This is a genomic window from Streptomyces sp. NPDC021225 (genome assembly GCF_044332865.1).
GTDB lineage: Bacteria > Actinomycetota > Actinomycetes > Streptomycetales > Streptomycetaceae > Streptomyces.
In genome coordinates this window covers 175,442-190,940 of sequence record NZ_JBIRPV010000018.1, presented here as the reverse complement: position 1 = coordinate 190,940, position 15,499 = coordinate 175,442, and the positions used below count along the sequence as shown (strand labels likewise).

General features: G+C 66.5%; 29 protein-coding genes and 1 pseudogene. All 30 read right to left on the bottom strand.

What is annotated here, in order from left to right:
• A pseudogene (locus ACH4S9_RS43915) lies at positions 1-323 on the bottom strand (DNA-directed RNA polymerase subunit alpha); the annotation flags it as partial.
• A 123-nt stretch (positions 324-446) separates the two neighbouring features.
• On the bottom strand, positions 447-1,073 hold the full coding sequence (gene rpsD, locus ACH4S9_RS43910) for a 30S ribosomal protein S4 (RefSeq protein WP_311726670.1): 627 nt from the start codon (positions 1,071-1,073) through the stop codon (positions 447-449).
• 28 nt (positions 1,074-1,101) lie between these two features.
• Positions 1,102-1,506: a 30S ribosomal protein S11 gene (gene rpsK, locus ACH4S9_RS43905; protein ID WP_009715860.1), complete on the bottom strand. Its 405-nt coding sequence runs from the start codon at positions 1,504-1,506 to the stop codon at positions 1,102-1,104.
• Positions 1,507-1,572: 66 nt separating this feature from the next.
• Positions 1,573-1,953 (bottom strand): 30S ribosomal protein S13, encoded by a 381-nt coding sequence (rpsM, locus tag ACH4S9_RS43900; RefSeq protein ID WP_089509683.1) that lies wholly within the window; start codon positions 1,951-1,953, stop codon positions 1,573-1,575.
• 194 nt (positions 1,954-2,147) lie between these two features.
• Positions 2,148-2,261 carry a 50S ribosomal protein L36 gene (gene rpmJ, locus ACH4S9_RS43895; RefSeq protein WP_003956441.1) on the bottom strand — a complete coding sequence of 38 codons (114 nt, stop codon included), beginning with the start codon at positions 2,259-2,261 and terminating at the stop codon, positions 2,148-2,150.
• Between the two features lie 28 nt (positions 2,262-2,289).
• On the bottom strand, positions 2,290-2,511 hold the full coding sequence (gene infA, locus ACH4S9_RS43890; RefSeq protein ID WP_003956442.1) for a translation initiation factor IF-1: 222 nt from the start codon (positions 2,509-2,511) through the stop codon (positions 2,290-2,292).
• A gap of 149 nt (positions 2,512-2,660) precedes the next feature.
• The gene (map, locus tag ACH4S9_RS43885) at positions 2,661-3,497 is read right to left on the bottom strand and encodes a type I methionyl aminopeptidase (RefSeq protein WP_398377153.1); all 837 of its coding nucleotides are present in this window, start codon (positions 3,495-3,497) and stop codon (positions 2,661-2,663) included.
• A 123-nt stretch (positions 3,498-3,620) separates the two neighbouring features.
• Positions 3,621-4,277 carry an adenylate kinase gene (locus tag ACH4S9_RS43880; RefSeq protein ID WP_311726668.1) on the bottom strand — a complete coding sequence of 219 codons (657 nt, stop codon included), beginning with the start codon at positions 4,275-4,277 and terminating at the stop codon, positions 3,621-3,623.
• On the bottom strand, positions 4,277-5,590 hold the full coding sequence (gene secY, locus ACH4S9_RS43875) for a preprotein translocase subunit SecY (protein WP_311726667.1): 1,314 nt from the start codon (positions 5,588-5,590) through the stop codon (positions 4,277-4,279). Before secY ends, ACH4S9_RS43880 begins: the two co-directional genes overlap by 1 nt.
• A gap of 204 nt (positions 5,591-5,794) precedes the next feature.
• Positions 5,795-6,250 (bottom strand): 50S ribosomal protein L15, encoded by a 456-nt coding sequence (rplO, locus tag ACH4S9_RS43870; RefSeq protein WP_311726666.1) that lies wholly within the window; start codon positions 6,248-6,250, stop codon positions 5,795-5,797.
• A 1-nt stretch (position 6,251) separates the two neighbouring features.
• On the bottom strand, positions 6,252-6,434 hold the full coding sequence (gene rpmD, locus ACH4S9_RS43865) for a 50S ribosomal protein L30 (RefSeq protein WP_311726665.1): 183 nt from the start codon (positions 6,432-6,434) through the stop codon (positions 6,252-6,254).
• Positions 6,435-6,436: 2 nt separating this feature from the next.
• Positions 6,437-7,042 carry a 30S ribosomal protein S5 gene (rpsE, locus tag ACH4S9_RS43860; RefSeq protein ID WP_311726664.1) on the bottom strand — a complete coding sequence of 202 codons (606 nt, stop codon included), beginning with the start codon at positions 7,040-7,042 and terminating at the stop codon, positions 6,437-6,439.
• Between the two features lie 46 nt (positions 7,043-7,088).
• Positions 7,089-7,472: a 50S ribosomal protein L18 gene (gene rplR / locus ACH4S9_RS43855; RefSeq protein WP_311726663.1), complete on the bottom strand. Its 384-nt coding sequence runs from the start codon at positions 7,470-7,472 to the stop codon at positions 7,089-7,091.
• Positions 7,473-7,475: 3 nt separating this feature from the next.
• Positions 7,476-8,015 (bottom strand): 50S ribosomal protein L6, encoded by a 540-nt coding sequence (rplF, locus tag ACH4S9_RS43850; RefSeq protein ID WP_311726662.1) that lies wholly within the window; start codon positions 8,013-8,015, stop codon positions 7,476-7,478.
• Between the two features lie 21 nt (positions 8,016-8,036).
• Complete coding sequence (rpsH, locus tag ACH4S9_RS43845) at positions 8,037-8,435, bottom strand: 30S ribosomal protein S8 (RefSeq protein ID WP_014178779.1); 399 nt, start codon at positions 8,433-8,435, stop codon at positions 8,037-8,039.
• 211 nt (positions 8,436-8,646) lie between these two features.
• Positions 8,647-8,832 carry a type Z 30S ribosomal protein S14 gene (locus tag ACH4S9_RS43840; RefSeq protein ID WP_003948630.1) on the bottom strand — a complete coding sequence of 62 codons (186 nt, stop codon included), beginning with the start codon at positions 8,830-8,832 and terminating at the stop codon, positions 8,647-8,649.
• A 2-nt stretch (positions 8,833-8,834) separates the two neighbouring features.
• Positions 8,835-9,395: a 50S ribosomal protein L5 gene (rplE, locus tag ACH4S9_RS43835; RefSeq protein WP_311726661.1), complete on the bottom strand. Its 561-nt coding sequence runs from the start codon at positions 9,393-9,395 to the stop codon at positions 8,835-8,837.
• Positions 9,395-9,718, bottom strand: coding sequence for a 50S ribosomal protein L24 (gene rplX / locus ACH4S9_RS43830; RefSeq protein WP_014178777.1), 324 nt, complete (start codon positions 9,716-9,718; stop codon positions 9,395-9,397). The genes rplE and rplX overlap by 1 nt, the downstream gene beginning before the upstream one ends.
• A gap of 3 nt (positions 9,719-9,721) precedes the next feature.
• A complete protein-coding gene (rplN, locus tag ACH4S9_RS43825) occupies positions 9,722-10,090 on the bottom strand; it encodes a 50S ribosomal protein L14 (protein WP_014178776.1) in 369 nt (122 codons plus the stop codon).
• A 101-nt stretch (positions 10,091-10,191) separates the two neighbouring features.
• Positions 10,192-10,479 carry a 30S ribosomal protein S17 gene (gene rpsQ, locus ACH4S9_RS43820; RefSeq protein WP_311726660.1) on the bottom strand — a complete coding sequence of 96 codons (288 nt, stop codon included), beginning with the start codon at positions 10,477-10,479 and terminating at the stop codon, positions 10,192-10,194.
• Positions 10,479-10,703 carry a 50S ribosomal protein L29 gene (gene rpmC / locus ACH4S9_RS43815; RefSeq protein ID WP_009715874.1) on the bottom strand — a complete coding sequence of 75 codons (225 nt, stop codon included), beginning with the start codon at positions 10,701-10,703 and terminating at the stop codon, positions 10,479-10,481. The genes rpsQ and rpmC overlap by 1 nt, the downstream gene beginning before the upstream one ends.
• Positions 10,703-11,122 carry a 50S ribosomal protein L16 gene (gene rplP, locus ACH4S9_RS43810; protein WP_311726659.1) on the bottom strand — a complete coding sequence of 140 codons (420 nt, stop codon included), beginning with the start codon at positions 11,120-11,122 and terminating at the stop codon, positions 10,703-10,705. Before rplP ends, rpmC begins: the two co-directional genes overlap by 1 nt.
• 5 nt (positions 11,123-11,127) lie before the next feature.
• Positions 11,128-11,961: a 30S ribosomal protein S3 gene (rpsC, locus tag ACH4S9_RS43805; protein WP_311726658.1), complete on the bottom strand. Its 834-nt coding sequence runs from the start codon at positions 11,959-11,961 to the stop codon at positions 11,128-11,130.
• Positions 11,961-12,308 (bottom strand): 50S ribosomal protein L22, encoded by a 348-nt coding sequence (gene rplV / locus ACH4S9_RS43800; protein ID WP_014054168.1) that lies wholly within the window; start codon positions 12,306-12,308, stop codon positions 11,961-11,963. Before rplV ends, rpsC begins: the two co-directional genes overlap by 1 nt.
• Positions 12,309-12,354: 46 nt before the next feature.
• Positions 12,355-12,636, bottom strand: coding sequence for a 30S ribosomal protein S19 (gene rpsS / locus ACH4S9_RS43795; protein WP_014178772.1), 282 nt, complete (start codon positions 12,634-12,636; stop codon positions 12,355-12,357).
• Positions 12,637-12,648: 12 nt separating this feature from the next.
• Positions 12,649-13,485, bottom strand: coding sequence for a 50S ribosomal protein L2 (rplB, locus tag ACH4S9_RS43790; protein ID WP_089509694.1), 837 nt, complete (start codon positions 13,483-13,485; stop codon positions 12,649-12,651).
• 47 nt (positions 13,486-13,532) lie between these two features.
• Positions 13,533-13,859, bottom strand: coding sequence for a 50S ribosomal protein L23 (rplW, locus tag ACH4S9_RS43785; protein WP_311726657.1), 327 nt, complete (start codon positions 13,857-13,859; stop codon positions 13,533-13,535).
• Positions 13,859-14,512, bottom strand: a complete 654-nt coding sequence (gene rplD / locus ACH4S9_RS43780; RefSeq protein ID WP_311726656.1) for a 50S ribosomal protein L4 — start codon at positions 14,510-14,512, stop codon at positions 13,859-13,861. The genes rplW and rplD overlap by 1 nt, the downstream gene beginning before the upstream one ends.
• Before the next feature lie 8 nt (positions 14,513-14,520).
• Positions 14,521-15,165 (bottom strand): 50S ribosomal protein L3, encoded by a 645-nt coding sequence (rplC, locus tag ACH4S9_RS43775; protein WP_311726655.1) that lies wholly within the window; start codon positions 15,163-15,165, stop codon positions 14,521-14,523.
• A 13-nt stretch (positions 15,166-15,178) separates the two neighbouring features.
• Positions 15,179-15,487, bottom strand: coding sequence for a 30S ribosomal protein S10 (rpsJ, locus tag ACH4S9_RS43770; protein ID WP_003948644.1), 309 nt, complete (start codon positions 15,485-15,487; stop codon positions 15,179-15,181).
• Between the last annotated feature and the right edge of the window lie 12 nt (positions 15,488-15,499).

The following is a 15,499-nucleotide window of genomic DNA, read 5'->3' as shown; positions in this document are numbered from 1 at the left end:
GCGGCGGTGACCAGACCCGGGCCCTGCTTGCGCAGGTACATCACGACCGGCTCGTCGTGCTCCGAGGAGACGACCAGCTGCTTGATGTTGAGGATCAGGTCGGTGACGTCCTCCTTGACGCCCGGCACGGTGGTGAACTCGTGCAGGACCCCGTCGATCCGGATACTGGTGACAGCCGCACCGGGGATCGACGACAGGAGCGTACGACGGAGGGAGTTGCCGAGGGTGTAGCCGAAGCCCGGCTCCAGCGGCTCGATCACGAACCGGGAGCGGAACTCGTCGACGACCTCTTCGGTCAACGAGGGACGCTGAGCGATCAGCATGGTGTTCGGTCCTTCAGTCGTGGGCGCCCGCTATATGACGCCCTCTGTACTGACGATGGTACGGGCGGCACGGGCCAAACGGCTCGTACCGCCCGTAACCCGAGCTACTACCTCGAGTAGTGCTTACTTCGAGTAGAGCTCGACGATCAGCTGCTCCTGCACCTGGGTGTCGATCACCTGGCGCTCGGGCAGCGAGTGCACGAGGATCCGCAGCTGCGACGGAATGGCCTCCAGCCACGCCGGCACGGTGCGCTCGCCGGCCTCGGCCTGAGCCACCTGGAAGGGGGTCATGGTCCGGGACTTCGGGCGAACCTCGATGATGTCGTTCACGGCGACGCGGGCCGACGGGATGTCGGTCTTGCGGCCGTTCACGTTGATGTGGCCGTGGCGGACCAGCTGCCGGGCGTGGTCGCGGGACTTGGCGAAGCCGGCCCGGTAGACCACGTTGTCCAGCCGCGACTCGAGGATGCGAAGAAGGTTCTCACCAGTCTTGCCGGTCTTCTTGTTCGCCTCCGCGTAGTAACCACGGAACTGCTTCTCAAGGACACCGTAGATGCGGGTGGCCTTCTGCTTCTCACGGAGCTGCAGCAGGTACTCGCTGTCCTTGGTGCGCCCGCGACCGTGCTCACCCGGGGGGTAAGGACGGATCTCGATCGGGCACTTCGCGCTCTCGCACTTGCTCCCCTTGAGGAAGAGCTTCTGCTTCTCCCGACGGCAACGCTTGCAGTCGGCCCCGGTATAACGCGCCATTTTCTGGTATCTCTCCTACTTCAGCTGGTCAGACGCGCCGACGCTTGGGCGGGCGGCATCCGTTGTGCGGAGTCGGAGTGACGTCCTGGATCGAACCCACCTCCAGGCCGGTGGCCTGGAGCGAGCGGATCGCGGTCTCACGGCCGGAGCCCGGACCCTTGACGAACACGTCGACCTTGCGCATGCCGTGCTCCTGCGCGCGGCGGGCGGCCGACTCGGCGGCCATCTGCGCGGCGAACGGAGTCGACTTGCGCGAGCCCTTGAAGCCGACGTGGCCGGCCGAGGCCCAAGAGATCACGTTCCCGGTCGGGTCGGTGATCGAGACGATGGTGTTGTTGAACGTGCTCTTGATGTGAGCGTGCCCGTGGGCGACGTTCTTCTTCTCCTTGCGGCGCACCTTCTTGGCGCCGGCCGTACGGCTCTTCGGAGGCATTCGGTGTATCTCCCGTGGAGGTGGTCGGTCCTACAGCCGGACCGCTTGAACAGCGTCCGATGCGGACTACTTCTTGCCCGGCTTCTTCTTACCGGCGATGGCGCGACGCGGGCCCTTACGGGTGCGGGCGTTGGTGCTGGTGCGCTGACCGTGGACCGGCAGGCCGCGGCGGTGACGCAGACCCTGGTAGCAGCCGATCTCGACCTTGCGGCGGATGTCGGCCTGGATCTCGCGACGGAGGTCACCCTCGGTCTTGATGTTGTTGTCCACGTACTCGCGGATCTTGACCAGGTCCTCTTCCGCCAGGTCGCGAACGCGGGTGTCCGGGTTCACGCCGGTGCTGGCGAGGGTCTGCTGGGCAAGGGTGCGGCCGATGCCGAAGACATAGGTGAGGGCGACCTCGACGCGCTTCTCGCGCGGGAGGTCTACGCCTGCGAGGCGTGCCATGAATCTGGCTCCAGATGGTTGTCGGAGGTCTTCCGCAGCACCACTCCCGGCCGCCGCGCGGCGGCCGCCGGGTCCCCGGCCTCCGACCGGGGGTGTCGTCCCCGCCGGAGCGGGCACGGGTGACTGCGTATGTACGTGTTGTTACGCGTCGCGCGAAGATACTGCGAAGTGCAGGTCGTGCGGCCAGGCGTACGTCAGCCCTGGCGCTGCTTGTGGCGCAGGTTGTCGCAGATGACCATGACCCGGCCGTGGCGGCGGATCACCTTGCACTTGTCGCAGATCTTCTTGACGCTCGGCTTGACCTTCATGGGTGTGAGGTTCTCCGGGTCTTGAGATCTACTTGTAGCGGTAGACGATCCGTCCGCGCGTCAGGTCGTACGGAGACAGCTCCACGACGACCCGGTCATCGGGCAGGATGCGGATGTAGTGCATGCGCATCTTGCCGCTGATGTGCGCGAGGACCTTGTGACCGTTCTGGAGCTCCACCTTGAACATCGCGTTCGGCAGAGACTCGATCACGGTGCCCTCGATTTCGATGGCGCCTTGCTTCTTGGCCATGTCCTGCTTTCGGGATCGGCTACCTTGATCGGTTCGCGACATGCCGAAGGACACGCGTGAGCCGACGTGTCAGTCTACGTCAGCGCCTCGAGAAACACGAATCCAGGGCAGTCTGCCCGGTCCCATAGATCATTAAGCCGGTCGGGATCTTACGCCAGGGGGTCCGGCGCCGTCTGGATGCCGTACTCGGCCAGTTTCGCGGCCCCGCCGTCCACGGCCGTCAGCACCAGCGGGCCCTCCTCGGTCAGCGCGACCGAGTGCTCCCAGTGGCTGGACCAGGTGCCGTCGTCCGTCTTGACCGTCCAGTCGTCGGACAGGACGTGGGTCTTCGCGGTACCCAGGCTCACCATGGGCTCGATCGCGATGCAGAAGCCGGGCACCAGCCGCGGGCCCTTGCCGCGCTTCTTCGAGACATAGTTCAGCAGGTGCGGGTCCATGTGCATCTGACTGCCGATGCCATGGCCGCCGTAGTCCTCGATGATCCCGTACTTGCCGGAGGCCGGGCGCGGCTGGCGCCGGATGTAGCCCTCGATGGCCTTGGAGATGTCGATCAGGCGGTTGCCCTTGCGGACCGCGGCGATGCCGGCCCACATGGACTCCTCGGTCACCCGGCTCAGCTCGAACAGCTCGGGCGCGTGGCCCTCGCCCACGAAGACGGTGAAGGCGGCGTCGCCGTGCCAGCCGTCCACGATCGCGCCCGCGTCGATGGAGATGATGTCGCCGTCCTTGAGGACGGTCTCGCGGTCCGGGATGCCGTGCACCACGACATCGTTCACCGAGGTGCAGATGGTCGCGGGGAAGCCCCCGTAGCCGAGGAAGTTCGACTTGGCGCCGTGGTCGGCGATCACCTTGCGGGCGACATCGTCCAGGTCCTTGGTCGACGCGCCCGGGACGGCCGCCTCGCGCGTCGACTGGTGGATGGCCGCGACGACCAGTCCCGCCTCACGCATCTTCGCGATCTGCTCGGGGGTCTTTATCTCCACCACTAGGACTGCCTTCCCGCTTTTCCGTCGTTGCTGTGTGTCGGCGCGCTGACGCCGCCTGCTCAACAGTACGGCCGCGACGCCCGATGGGCACCGCGGCCGTTGGCCGGATCTTTCCAGGCTGCCTCAGGCCGCCTTGGCCGCCAGCGCGTCCATGGCCCGCTGGGTGACCTCGGAGACCTTGCCCAGCGCGGGGATCGTCACGACCTGGCCCTTGGCCTTGTAGTAGTCGATGATCGGCTCGGTTTCGCGGTGGTAGACCTCCAGCCGCTTGCGAACCGTCTCCTCGCTGTCGTCCTCGCGCTGGTACAGCTCGCCGCCGCACGCATCGCACACGCCCTCGGTCTTCGGCGGGGCGCCGGTGACATGGAAGACATGGCTGCTGTCGTTGCGGCAGATCCGCCGCCCGGCGATGCGCCGGACGACCTCGTCCTCGGGGACCTCCAGGTCCAGCACCGCGTCCAGCGAGATCTGGTTGTCCCGGAGGAACTCGTCCAGTGCCTCGGCCTGGGCCAGGTTGCGCGGGAAGCCGTCCAGGAGAAAGCCCGGCGCGGCGTCCGGCTGGCGCATCCGGTCTTCGGCCATGCCGATGGTGACCTCGTCCGGCACCAGTTGCCCGGCCCGCATGTACTCCTGCGCCTGCCGGCCGAGCGGAGTGCCCTGGCTGATGTTCGCGCGGAAGAGGTCCCCCGTGGAGATGTGCGGGATCGACAGGTTCTTGGCGAGGTACGCGGCCTGCGTACCCTTGCCAGCCCCAGGAGGCCCGACGAGGACGATTCGCATCAGCGGAGGAACCCTTCGTAGTGTCGCTGCTGAAGCTGGCTCTCGATCTGCTTCACGGTCTCCAGGCCGACGCCCACGATGATCAGGATGCTGGTTCCGCCGAACGGGAAGTTCTGATTCGCCTTGAGCGTCACCAGCGCCACCGTGGGCACCAGGGCGATCAGTCCCAGATAGAGCGAACCCGGCCACGTAATACGGTTCAGCACGTAGCTCAGATACTCCGCCGTGGGACGACCCGCCCGGATACCCGGGATGAACCCACCATACTTCTTCATGTTGTCGGCAACTTCTTCGGGGTTGAAGGAGATGGCCACATAGAAGAAAGCGAAGAAGACAATGAGCAGGAAGTACGTAGTGATGTAGTAGGGGTGATCGCCCCTGACGAAGTTGGTCTGGATCCACGTCGCCCAGCTCGCTTTGGACCCGCTGAACTGAACGATCAGCGCGGGAATGTAGAGCAGCGAGGACGCGAAGATGACGGGAATCACACCCGCCTGGTTGACCTTCATCGGAATGTAGGTCGACGTACCGCCGTACGAGCGACGGCCGATCATGCGCTTCGCGTACTGGACCGGAATACGGCGCTGGGCCTGCTCGACGAAGACCACCAGGCCGACCATGACCAGGCCGACCAGGACGACCAGGCCGAACTCCAGCCAGCCCCCCATGATCTTGCCCTGCTGCTTGATCGTCCACATGGCGCTCGGGAACCCGGCCGCGATCGAGACGAACATCAGGATCGACATGCCGTTGCCGATGCCGCGGTCGGTCACCAGCTCACCGAGCCACATGATCAGCGCGGTGCCCGCGGTCATCGTGATCACCATGACGACCGTGGTGAAGATCGCATCGTCCTTGACGATCCGGTTGCCGACCGTGCAGGCCTGGAACAGCTGGCCGCTACGGGCGGTGGCCACCAGGCCGGTGCCCTGAAGGATGGCGAGCGCCACGGTCAGGTAGCGGGTGTACTGTGTGATCTTCGCCTGACCCGACTGGCCCTCCTTCTTGAGGGCCTCGAGGCGCGGGATCACCACGGTCAGCAGCTGAAGGATGATGCTCGCCGTGATGTACGGCATGATCCCGAGCGCGAAGATGGTGATCTGCAGCAGCGCGCCGCCGCTGAACATGTTGACCAGGCCGAAGAGCCCCTGCTGACCCTTGGCCTGATCGATGCAGGTCTGGACGTTCGAATAGTTAATGCCCGGGATCGGGATATGTTGCCCGAGCCGGAACAGCACGATGATGCCCAGCGTGAACAGCAGCTTCTTGCGCAGGTCGGGCGTCTTGAACGCCCGGGCGAACGCGGTGAGCACGGTGCCTCCTGCGCCCCCCGCGTCAGGCGCGAGAGGTGACGGTCTTGAGGATCGACGAATACTTATCGGCCAGGGCCCGCGCAAGCACGGGCCGCGCGGAAGGTAACAACGCACGCCACCTTACCGGCGACCTGGCCCCCCTTGGAACGACCAACCGGGGATGCCCCGTATCTGGGGCATCCCCGGCCAGGTGTGCCACCGTTCTCAGACGAGCTCGGTGACCGTGCCTCCGGCAGCGGTGATCTTCTCCTTGGCGGAGCCGGAGACGGCGTCGACCGTCACCTGGAGCGCCACGGAGACCTCACCGGAGCCAAGCACCTTGACGAGCTGGTTCTTGCGAACCGCGCCCTTGGCGACCAGGTCGGCCACCGTGACCTCGCCACCCTGCGGGTAGAGCGCGGTCAGCTTGTCCAGGTTCACGACCTGGTACTCGGTGCGGAACGGGTTCTTGAAGCCCTTGAGCTTCGGGAGCCGCATGTGGAGGGGCATCTGCCCACCCTCGAAGCGCTCCGGAACCTGGTAGCGGGCCTTGGTGCCCTTGGTACCACGACCGGCGGTCTTACCCTTGGACGCCTCACCACGACCGACACGGGTCTTGGCGGTCTTGGCGCCCGGGGCGGGCCGGAGGTTGTGGACCTTCAGCGGGTTGCTCTCCGCCATGTCAGTCGACCTCCTCGACCGTCACGAGGTGCCGCACGGTCTGCGCCATGCCGCGGAACTCGGGGCGGTCCTCCTTGACAACCGTGTCGCCGAGCCGCTTGAGGCCGAGCGAACGCAGGGTGTCGCGGTGGTTCTGCTTGCTGCCGATGTACGACTTCGTCTGCGTGATCTTCAGGCGGGCCATGCTTACGCACCCACCCCGGCACGCGCCCGCAGCAGAGCGGCGGGGGCGACGTCCTCGAGCGGCAGACCACGGCGGGCCGCGATCTCCTCGGGGCGCTGAAGGCCCTGGAGAGCGGTCACCGTGGCGTGCACGATGTTGATCGGGTTCGACGAGCCGAGCGACTTGCTGAGCACGTCGTGGATGCCCGCGCACTCCAGCACGGCGCGCACCGGGCCACCGGCGATCACACCGGTACCGGGCGAAGCCGGCTTGAGCAGCACAACGCCCGCGGCCTTCTCACCCTGGATCGGGTGGGGGATGGTGCCGGCGATCCGGGGGACCTTGAAGAAGTGCTTCTTGGCCTCCTCCACACCCTTGGCGATGGCGGCCGGCACCTCCTTGGCCTTGCCGTAACCGACACCCACGGTGCCGTCACCGTCGCCCACCACGACCAGCGCGGTGAAGCTGAAGCGACGACCACCCTTCACAACCTTGGCGACGCGGTTGATCGCGACAACGCGCTCGACGTAAGCGGTCTTCTCGGCAGCAGCGCCGCCGTCCCGCCGGTCCTTCCGGTCCCGCCGCTCGCCGCCACCGGCGCCGCCACCGCGGCGCTGGGGTCCAGCCATTGGATTTACCTCTCTCGTTTATGTCCGCTGTGCGTAGGGACCTGGGCTAGAACTTCAGCCCGGCCTCGCGGGCGGCGTCCGCCAGAGCGGCGATACGCCCGGCGTACTGGTTGCCACCGCGGTCGAACACGACGGCCTCGACGCCCGCCGCCTTGGCCCGCTCGGCCACCAGGGCGCCGACCTGCTTGGCCTGCGCGCTCTTGTCACCCTCGCCGCCACGGATGGACGTGTCCAGGGTCGACGCCGAGGCCAGCGTGTGGCCCGCGATGTCGTCGATGACCTGCGCCACCATGTGACGGTTCGAGCGCGTCACCACGAGGCGGGGGCGCTCGGTGGTGCCGGAGATCCGCTTGCGGACGCGGATGTGACGGCGCTTGATGGCAGCGGCCTTGCGGGCGTTGCCCTTGGCGATCTTCACACCGTATGCCATGGCTTACTTACCAGCCTTTCCGACCTTGCGGCGGATGACCTCGCCCGCGTACTTCACGCCCTTGGCCTTGTACGGGTCGGGCTTGCGCAGCTTGCGGATGTTCGCGGCGACCTCGCCGACCTTCTGCTTGTCGATGCCCTCGACACTCAGCTTGGTCGGGGACTCCACCTTGAAAGAGATGCCCTCGGGGGCTTCAACCACGATCGGGTGGCTGTAGCCCAGGGCGAACTCCAGGTTGGAACCCTTCGCCTGGACGCGGTAACCGACACCGCTGATCTCGAGCGCCTTGCTGTAGCCCTGGGTCACGCCGGTGATCATGTTCGCCACCAGCGTGCGGGACAGGCCGTGCAGGGCCTTGTTCTGACGCTCGTCGTTCGGGCGGGTGACAACGAGAGTGTTGTCCTCACCCTTGGCGACCTCGATGGGCGCGGCGACGGTGTGCGAGAGAGAACCCTTGGGGCCCTTCACTGCGACCGTACGGCCATCGATGGTGACGTCCACACCAGCGGGAACCTGGATGGGCAGCCGTCCAATTCGCGACATGGCTCTTCCTCCGTTCCCTGGTTACCAGACGTAGGCGAGGACTTCCCCGCCCACACCCTTCTTGCCTGCCTGCTTGTCGGTGAGCAGCCCGTGCGACGTGGAGATGATCGCCACGCCCAGGCCGCCGAGCACCTTCGGCAGGTTGGTGGACTTTGCGTAGACCCGCAGACCCGGCTTCGAAATCCGCTTGATGCCGGCGATCGAGCGCTCGCGGTTGGGGCCGAACTTCAGCTCGAGGACGAGGTTCTTGCCGACCTCGGCGTCCTCGACCTTCCAGCCGGTGATGTAGCCCTCCTGCTGGAGGATCTCCGCGATGTGCGACTTGATCTTGCTGTGCGGCATCACGACGGAGTCGTGGTACGCCGAGTTCGCGTTTCGCAGACGGGTCAGCATGTCTGCGATCGGATCGGTCATGGTCATGATGGCCTTCGGCCTCTCTCGCCGGGGTTTCCTATCTGCGCCATCCCTCTCACCCAACTCAACTGTGGGCACGGGTGCGGCGCGGGGACCTACGGCGTAGTAAGACGATATTGGGCAGCGGGTGCCCAACCCCACAAGCCTACGGGATCGTGGGGCGGGCTCCCGCCATCCATTTGCTTACCGAGAGTCCTGGTTCATCCCTCTTGAGGGATTACCAGGAGCTCTTGGTCACGCCCGGCAGCTCGCCACGGTGAGCCATCTCACGGAGGCACACGCGGCACAGGCCGAACTTGCGGTACACGGAGTGGGGCCGGCCGCAGCGCTGGCAGCGGGTGTACCCGCGCACACCGAACTTCGGCTTACGGGCGGCCTTCGCGATCAGAGCCTTCTTCGCCACGGTCAGTTCTCCTTGAACGGGAAGCCGAGGAGACGAAGCAGGGCACGGCCTTCCTCGTCGTTGGACGCCGTGGTCACCACGGTGATGTCCATGCCCCGCACCCGGTCGATCTTGTCCTGGTCGATCTCGTGGAACATGACCTGCTCCGTGAGACCGAAGGTGTAGTTGCCCCGGCCGTCGAACTGCTTGGGCGACAGACCGCGGAAGTCGCGGATGCGCGGCAGCGCCAGCGACAGCAGGCGGTCCAGGAACTCCCACATGCGGTCACCGCGGAGGGTGACGTGGGCACCGATCGGCTGGCCCTCGCGCAGCTTGAACTGCGCGATGGACTTACGGGCCTTGGTGACGGCCGGCTTCTGGCCGGTGATCGTGGCGAGGTCGCGGATGGCGCCCTCGATCAGCTTGGAGTCGCGGGCGGCGTCGCCCACACCCATGTTGACCACGATCTTGGTGAGACCGGGGATCTGCATGACGTTCTCGTAGGAGAACTGGTCCTTCAGCTTGCCCTGGATCTCTTCGCGGTAGCGCAGCTTGAGGCGCGGTGCAGTGGTGGTGGCAGTCATCAGATGTCCTCACCGGTCCGCTTGGCAACGCGGATCTTGTTGCCCTCGTCGTCGAAGCGGTATCCGACGCGGGTGACGACCTTCTTGCCGTCCTTCTCCACCACGAGCTGAACGTTGCTCACGTGGACCGGAGCCTCGGTGGTCACGATGCCGCCGGTCTTCGAGCCACGAGCGGTCTGCCCGGCCTTGGTGTGCTTCTTGACCCGGTTGACACCCTCGACCAGGACGCGGTCCTCGCGGGGGTAGGCCTGGATGACCTTGCCCTGCTTGCCCTTGTCCTTGCCGGTGATGACCTGAACCAGGTCGCCCTTCTTGATCTTCATCGGTTACAGCACCTCCGGCGCGAGCGAGACGATCTTCATGAACTTCTTCTCGCGCAGCTCACGGCCCACCGGGCCGAAAATGCGGGTGCCGCGGGGGTCGCCATCGTTCTTGAGGATGACGGCCGCGTTTTCGTCGAAGCGGATGTACGAGCCGTCCGGGCGGCGGCGCTCCTTGACGGTGCGCACGATGACCGCCTTGACGACCTCGCCCTTCTTCACGTTGCCACCGGGGATCGCGTCCTTGACGGTGGCGACGATGACGTCACCGATGCCCGCGTAGCGGCGACCGGAACCACCGAGAACACGGATGCAAAGGATCTCCTTCGCCCCTGTGTTGTCGGCGACACGCAGTCGCGACTCCTGCTGGATCACGTCTATCTCCTGATCGTCTGCCGGTTCCCGGCAGGGGCCGTGTGGTACGGACCCCTGCCGAGCCTGGCGGAACTGGCCTGAGGGCTGCTGCCCTCAGGGGATTACTTGGCCTTCTCGAGGATCTCGACGACGCGCCAGCGCTTGGTCGCGGACAGCGGCCGGGTCTCCATGAGGAGGACGCGGTCGCCGACACCCGCGGCGTTCTGCTCGTCGTGCGCCTTGAGCTTGTTCGTACGGCGGATGACCTTGCCGTACAGGGCGTGCTTGACGCGGTCCTCGACGGCGACGACGACGGTCTTGTCCATCTTGTCGCTGACGACCAGACCCTCACGGGTCTTGCGGAAGCCGCGCTTCTCGTTGTCTTCTACAGTCACATTCGTCTCGCTCATCAGGCGCTCTCCACCGTCTCGATGCCGAGCTCGCGCTCCCGCATCAGGGTGTAGATCCGGGCGATGTCCTTGCGGACGGCCTTCAGCCGGCCGTGGTTCTCGAGCTGTCCGGTCGCCGCCTGGAAGCGGAGGTTGAACAGCTCTTCCTTGGCCTCACGGAGCTTGCCAACGAGGTCCTCGTTGTTCAGCTCACGCAGCTCGGACGCCTTGGTACCGGCCGCCATCACGACTCACCTGCCTCGCGCCGCACGATCCGGCACTTCATCGGGAGCTTGTGAGCAGCGCGGGTGAGCGCCTCACGCGCAGTCTTCTCGTTCGGGTAGGACAGCTCGAACATCACCCGACCGGGCTTGACGTTCGCGATCCACCACTCCGGCGAACCCTTACCGGAACCCATGCGGGTCTCGGCCGGCTTCTTCGTCAGCGGACGGTCCGGGTAGATGTTGATCCAGACCTTGCCGCCACGCTTGATGTGGCGGGTCATCGCGATACGCGCGGCCTCGATCTGGCGGTTGGTGACGTACGCGGCGGTGACGGCCTGGATGCCGTACTCGCCGAACGCCAGCTCGGTGCCGCCCTTGGCCATACCCGACCGCTTCGGGTGGTGCTGCTTGCGGTGCTTGACCCTGCGAGGGATCAGCATGTCGGTCAGGCCTCCGTTCCGGTGCTCTCAGCAGCCGGAGCAGCGGTCGCGGCCTCGGCCTTGGGGGCCTCGGCTGCGGCAGACTGCTGCTGCGGCTTACGGCCGCGGCCACCGCGCTCGCCGCCACGGCCACGCTGCGGGCGGTCGCTGCCGCCACCGCGCGACGGGCGGTTGCCGGCGCGGGCGGCGGCGTTCTCGGCGCGGACCTCGGCGATGTTCTTGACGTCGCCCTTGTAGATCCAGACCTTGACGCCGATGCGGCCGAAGGTCGTACGGGCCTCGAAGAAGCCGTAGTCGACGTTCGCGCGGAGCGTGTGCAGGGGCACGCGGCCCTCGCGGTAGAACTCCGAGCGGGACATCTCGGCGCCGCCGAGACGGCCGCCACACTGGATCTTGATGCCCTTGGCGCCGGCCTTCATCGTGCTCTGCATCGACTTGCGCATCGCACGACGGAAGGAGACGCGGGAGGACAGCTGCTCGGCGACGGCCTGGGCCACCAGCTGAGCGTCCACCTCGGGGTTCTTGACCTCGAGGATGTTCAGCTGCACCTGCTTGCCGGTGAGCTTCTCCAGCTCGCCGCGGATACGGTCGGCCTCCGCGCCGCGGCGGCCGATGACGATGCCCGGCCGGGCGGTGTGGATGTCGACGCGGACGCGGTCACGGGTGCGCTCGATCTCCACCTTGGAGATACCCGCGCGCTCCATGCCCTTCGTCATCATCCGGCGGATGGCGACGTCTTCCTTGACGTAGTCCTTGTACAGCTTGTCGGCGTACCAGCGGGACTTGAAGTCCGTGGTGATGCCGAGCCGGAACCCATGCGGGTTAACCTTCTGGCCCATTACCGGGTTCCTTCCTTGCTGCTGACGACCACGGTGATGTGGCTGGTCCGCTTGCGGATCCGGTAGGCGCGGCCCTGGGCGCGCGGACGGAACCGCTTCAGGGTCGGGCCCTCGTCGACGTAGGCCTCGGAGATGACAAGGCTGTCGGCGTCGGTGTGGTCGTAGTTGTGCGCGGCGTTGGCGATGGCGCTGTCCAGCACCTTGCCCACCGGCACGCTCGCGGCCTGCGGAGCGAATCGCAGGACCGCCTGAGCCTCCGTGGCACTCATGCCACGGATGAGGTCCACCACGCGGCGGGCCTTCATGGGCGTGACGCGGATGTACCGCGCCTGGGCCCTGGCTTCCATGGTTGTCCCTTCGGTGTCTGTCTGAGTCATTCGCTTGTTCCGCAGATCAGCGACGACGCGACTTGCGGTCGTCCTTCTCATGGCCGCGGAAGGTGCGGGTCGGCGCGAACTCGCCGAGCTTGTGGCCGACCATCGACTCGGTGACGAACACCGGGACGTGCTTGCGGCCGTCGTGCACCGCGATCGTGTGGCCGAGCATGGCCGGGACGATCATCGAGCGGCGGGACCAGGTCTTGATGACGTTCTTGGTGCCGGCTTCGTTCTGGACATCCACCTTCTTGATGAGGTGGTCGTCGACGAAGGGCCCCTTCTTGAGACTGCGCGGCATCTAAACCCGCTCCTAGCGCTTCTTGTTCGTCTTGCGGCGGCGGACGATGTACTTGTTGCTGGCCTTCTTCGGCGAGCGAGTACGACCCTCCTTCTGGCCCCACGGCGACACCGGGTGACGGCCACCGGAGGTCTTGCCCTCACCACCACCGTGCGGGTGGTCAACCGGGTTCATCACGACACCACGCACGGTCGGGCGGACGCCCTTCCAGCGCATACGGCCGGCCTTGCCCCAGTTGATGTTCGACTGCTCGGCGTTGCCGACCTCGCCGACGGTGGCGCGGCAGCGGATGTCGACCAGGCGGACCTCACCGGAGGGCATGCGCAGGTGCGCGAAGGAGCCCTCCTTGGCCAGCAGCTGCACGGAGGCACCCGCGGAGCGGGCGAACTTCGCGCCGCCGCCGGGCCGCAGCTCGATGGCGTGGATCGTGGTACCGACCGGGATGTTGCGCAGCGCCAGGTTGTTGCCCGGCTTGATGTCGGCCCCGGGGCCGTTCTCGATGCGGTCGCCCTGCGACAGGCCGCGCGGCGCGATGATGTAGCGCTTCTCGCCGTCGGCGTAGTGCAGCAGCGCGATGCGCGCGGTGCGGTTGGGGTCGTACTCGATGTGTGCGACCTTCGCCGGGACGCCGTCCTTGTCATGACGGCGGAAGTCGATCACGCGGTACGCACGCTTGTGACCGCCACCCTGGTGGCGGACCGTGATGCGGCCGGCGTTGTTACGACCACCCTTGCTGTGCAGCGGGCGGACCAGCGACTTCTCCGGCGTGGACCGCGTGATCTCGACGAAGTCGGCGACGCTGGAGCCACGACGGCCCGGGGTCGTCGGCTTGTACTTGCGGATACCCATTTCTCAGTCCTCGGAAGATTCCGGACTTCTGGACGCTCCGATCTCCGTTAGGAGACCGGGCCGCCGAAGATGTCGATTCGGTCGCCCTCGGCGAGGGTCACGATGGCGCGCTTGGTGTCCTTGCGCTTGCCGAAACCGGTCTTGGTGCGCTTGCGCTTACCCTGCCGGTTGATCGTGTTGACCCCAGTGACCTTGACCGAGAAGACCGCCTCGACGGCCTGCTTGATCTGGGTCTTGTTGGCGCCGGGCGCGACGATGAACGTGTACTTGTTCTCGTCGAGCAGCGCGTAGCTCTTCTCGGACACGACCGGCTTGACGAGAACGTCGCGGTGGTCCGTGAAGGTCTTGCTGGTGACAGCGGTCGCCTCACTCATCAGGCGGCGCTCCCTTCGGTCTTCTCAGCGGCCTTGGGACCAGCCACGAAGGACTCGAAGGCGGCCTTGGTGAAGACCACGTCATCGGAGACGAGCACGTCGTACGTGTTCAGCTGGCCCGGCTCCAGGATGTGCACCTGGGGCAGGTTGCGGGCGGACAGCCACGCGGCCTCGTCGCTCCGCTCGGCGACCAGGAGCAGGTTCTTGCGCTCGCTGATCTTGCCCAGCAGGGTCTTGGCGGCCTTGGTGGAGACCTCGCCCTCGATCACGCCGGTCACGACGTGGATGCGGCTGTGGCGCGCCCGGTCCGAGAGGGCACCGCGCAGCGCGGCGGCCTTCATCTTCTTCGGGGTGCGCTGGCTGTAGTCGCGCGGCACGGGGCCGTGCACGACGCCACCGCCGGCGAACTGCGGCGCGCGGGTCGAGCCCTGACGGGCGCGGCCGGTGCCCTTCTGGCGGTAAGGCTTCTTGCCACCGCCACGGACCTCGCCGCGGGTCTTGGTCTTGTGCGTGCCCTGACGGGCAGCGGCCAGCTGCGCGACGACGACCTGGTGGATCAGCGGAACGCTGACCTGCGCGTCGAAGATCTCCGCGGGGAGCTCGACGGTCCCGGCCTTGTCGCCTGCCGGCGAAAGGATGTCAATGGTGCTCATCGGTTACCTCAGGCCCCCTTGGCCGCGGTACGGACCAGGACGAGGCCGCCGTTCGGACCAGGAACCGCTCCCTTGATCAGGAGCAGACCCTTCTCCGCGTCAACGGCGTGGACGGTCAGGTTCTGGGTGGTGACCCGCTCGTTGCCCATGCGGCCGGCCATGCGCAGGCCCTTGAACACGCGGCCCGGGGTGGCGCAGCCACCGATGGAGCCCGGCGAGCGGTGCTTGCGCTGGGTGCCGTGGCCGGCGCCGAGGCCCTTGAAGCCGTGGCGCTTCATGACACCGGCGGTGCCCTTGCCCTTGCTGGTGCCGGTCACGTCGACCTTCACACCGGACTCGAACACCTCGGCGGTGACCTCCTGGCCGAGCGTGTACTCGCTGCTGTCAGCGGTACGCAGCTCCACCAGGTGGCGGCGCGGGGTGACCTCGGCCTTGGCGAAGTGGCCCTTGAGGGGCTTGTTCACCTTGCGCGGGTCGATCTCGCCGAAGGCGATCTGGACGGCGTCGTAGCCGTCCGAGTCAGCGGTACGGACCTGCGTCACGACACAGGGACCGGCCTTGACGACGGTGACCGGGACGATGCGGTTGTTCTCGTCCCACACCTGGGTCATGCCGAGCTTCTCGCCCAGGACGCCCTTGATCTGCTTAGCCATCTCGCGCGTCACCTCAGAGCTTGATCTCGATGTCGACGCCGGCCGGCAGGTCGAGACGCATGAGCGAGTCGACGGTCTTCGGCGTGGGGTCGAGGATGTCGATGAGGCGCTTGTGCGTACGCATCTCGAAGTGCTCGCGCGAGTCCTTGTACTTGTGCGGCGACTTGATGACGCAGTACACGTTCTTCTCTGTGGGCAGCGGCACCGGGCCCGCGACCGACGCACCAGTGCGGGTCACCGTCTCGACGATCTTCTTCGCCGAGGAGTCGATGACCTCGTGGTCGTAGGCCTTGAGCCGGATGCGGATCTTCTGTCCCGCCATGGCTGCTTCGTA

Coding starts and splice junctions, on each gene's coding strand:
- rpsD (WP_311726670.1), bottom strand. CDS start 1,073: ATGGCGCGTTATACCGGGGCCGACTGCAAGCGTTGCCGTCGGGAGAAG.
- rpsK (WP_009715860.1), bottom strand. CDS start 1,506: ATGCCTCCGAAGAGCCGTACGGCCGGCGCCAAGAAGGTGCGCCGCAAG.
- rpsM (WP_089509683.1), bottom strand. CDS start 1,953: ATGGCACGCCTCGCAGGCGTAGACCTCCCGCGCGAGAAGCGCGTCGAG.
- rpmJ (WP_003956441.1), bottom strand. CDS start 2,261: ATGAAGGTCAAGCCGAGCGTCAAGAAGATCTGCGACAAGTGCAAGGTG.
- infA (WP_003956442.1), bottom strand. CDS start 2,511: ATGGCCAAGAAGCAAGGCGCCATCGAAATCGAGGGCACCGTGATCGAG.
- ACH4S9_RS43880 (WP_311726668.1), bottom strand. CDS start 4,277: ATGCGAATCGTCCTCGTCGGGCCTCCTGGGGCTGGCAAGGGTACGCAG.
- rplO (WP_311726666.1), bottom strand. CDS start 6,250: ATGGCGGAGAGCAACCCGCTGAAGGTCCACAACCTCCGGCCCGCCCCG.
- rpmD (WP_311726665.1), bottom strand. CDS start 6,434: ATGGCCCGCCTGAAGATCACGCAGACGAAGTCGTACATCGGCAGCAAG.
- rpsE (WP_311726664.1), bottom strand. CDS start 7,042: ATGGCTGGACCCCAGCGCCGCGGTGGCGGCGCCGGTGGCGGCGAGCGG.
- rplR (WP_311726663.1), bottom strand. CDS start 7,472: ATGGCATACGGTGTGAAGATCGCCAAGGGCAACGCCCGCAAGGCCGCT.
- rplF (WP_311726662.1), bottom strand. CDS start 8,015: ATGTCGCGAATTGGACGGCTGCCCATCCAGGTTCCCGCTGGTGTGGAC.
- rpsH (WP_014178779.1), bottom strand. CDS start 8,435: ATGACCATGACCGATCCGATCGCAGACATGCTGACCCGTCTGCGAAAC.
- rplE (WP_311726661.1), bottom strand. CDS start 9,395: ATGACTGCCACCACCACTGCACCGCGCCTCAAGCTGCGCTACCGCGAA.
- rplX (WP_014178777.1), bottom strand. CDS start 9,718: ATGAAGATCAAGAAGGGCGACCTGGTTCAGGTCATCACCGGCAAGGAC.
- rpsQ (WP_311726660.1), bottom strand. CDS start 10,479: ATGAGCGAGACGAATGTGACTGTAGAAGACAACGAGAAGCGCGGCTTC.
- rpmC (WP_009715874.1), bottom strand. CDS start 10,703: ATGGCGGCCGGTACCAAGGCGTCCGAGCTGCGTGAGCTGAACAACGAG.
- rplP (WP_311726659.1), bottom strand. CDS start 11,122: ATGCTGATCCCTCGCAGGGTCAAGCACCGCAAGCAGCACCACCCGAAG.
- rpsC (WP_311726658.1), bottom strand. CDS start 11,961: ATGGGCCAGAAGGTTAACCCGCATGGGTTCCGGCTCGGCATCACCACG.
- rplV (WP_014054168.1), bottom strand. CDS start 12,308: ATGGAAGCCAGGGCCCAGGCGCGGTACATCCGCGTCACGCCCATGAAG.
- rpsS (WP_014178772.1), bottom strand. CDS start 12,636: ATGCCGCGCAGTCTCAAGAAGGGGCCCTTCGTCGACGACCACCTCATC.
- rplB (WP_089509694.1), bottom strand. CDS start 13,485: ATGGGTATCCGCAAGTACAAGCCGACGACCCCGGGCCGTCGTGGCTCC.
- rplW (WP_311726657.1), bottom strand. CDS start 13,859: ATGAGTGAGGCGACCGCTGTCACCAGCAAGACCTTCACGGACCACCGC.
- rplD (WP_311726656.1), bottom strand. CDS start 14,512: ATGAGCACCATTGACATCCTTTCGCCGGCAGGCGACAAGGCCGGGACC.
- rplC (WP_311726655.1), bottom strand. CDS start 15,165: ATGGCTAAGCAGATCAAGGGCGTCCTGGGCGAGAAGCTCGGCATGACC.
- rpsJ (WP_003948644.1), bottom strand. CDS start 15,487: ATGGCGGGACAGAAGATCCGCATCCGGCTCAAGGCCTACGACCACGAG.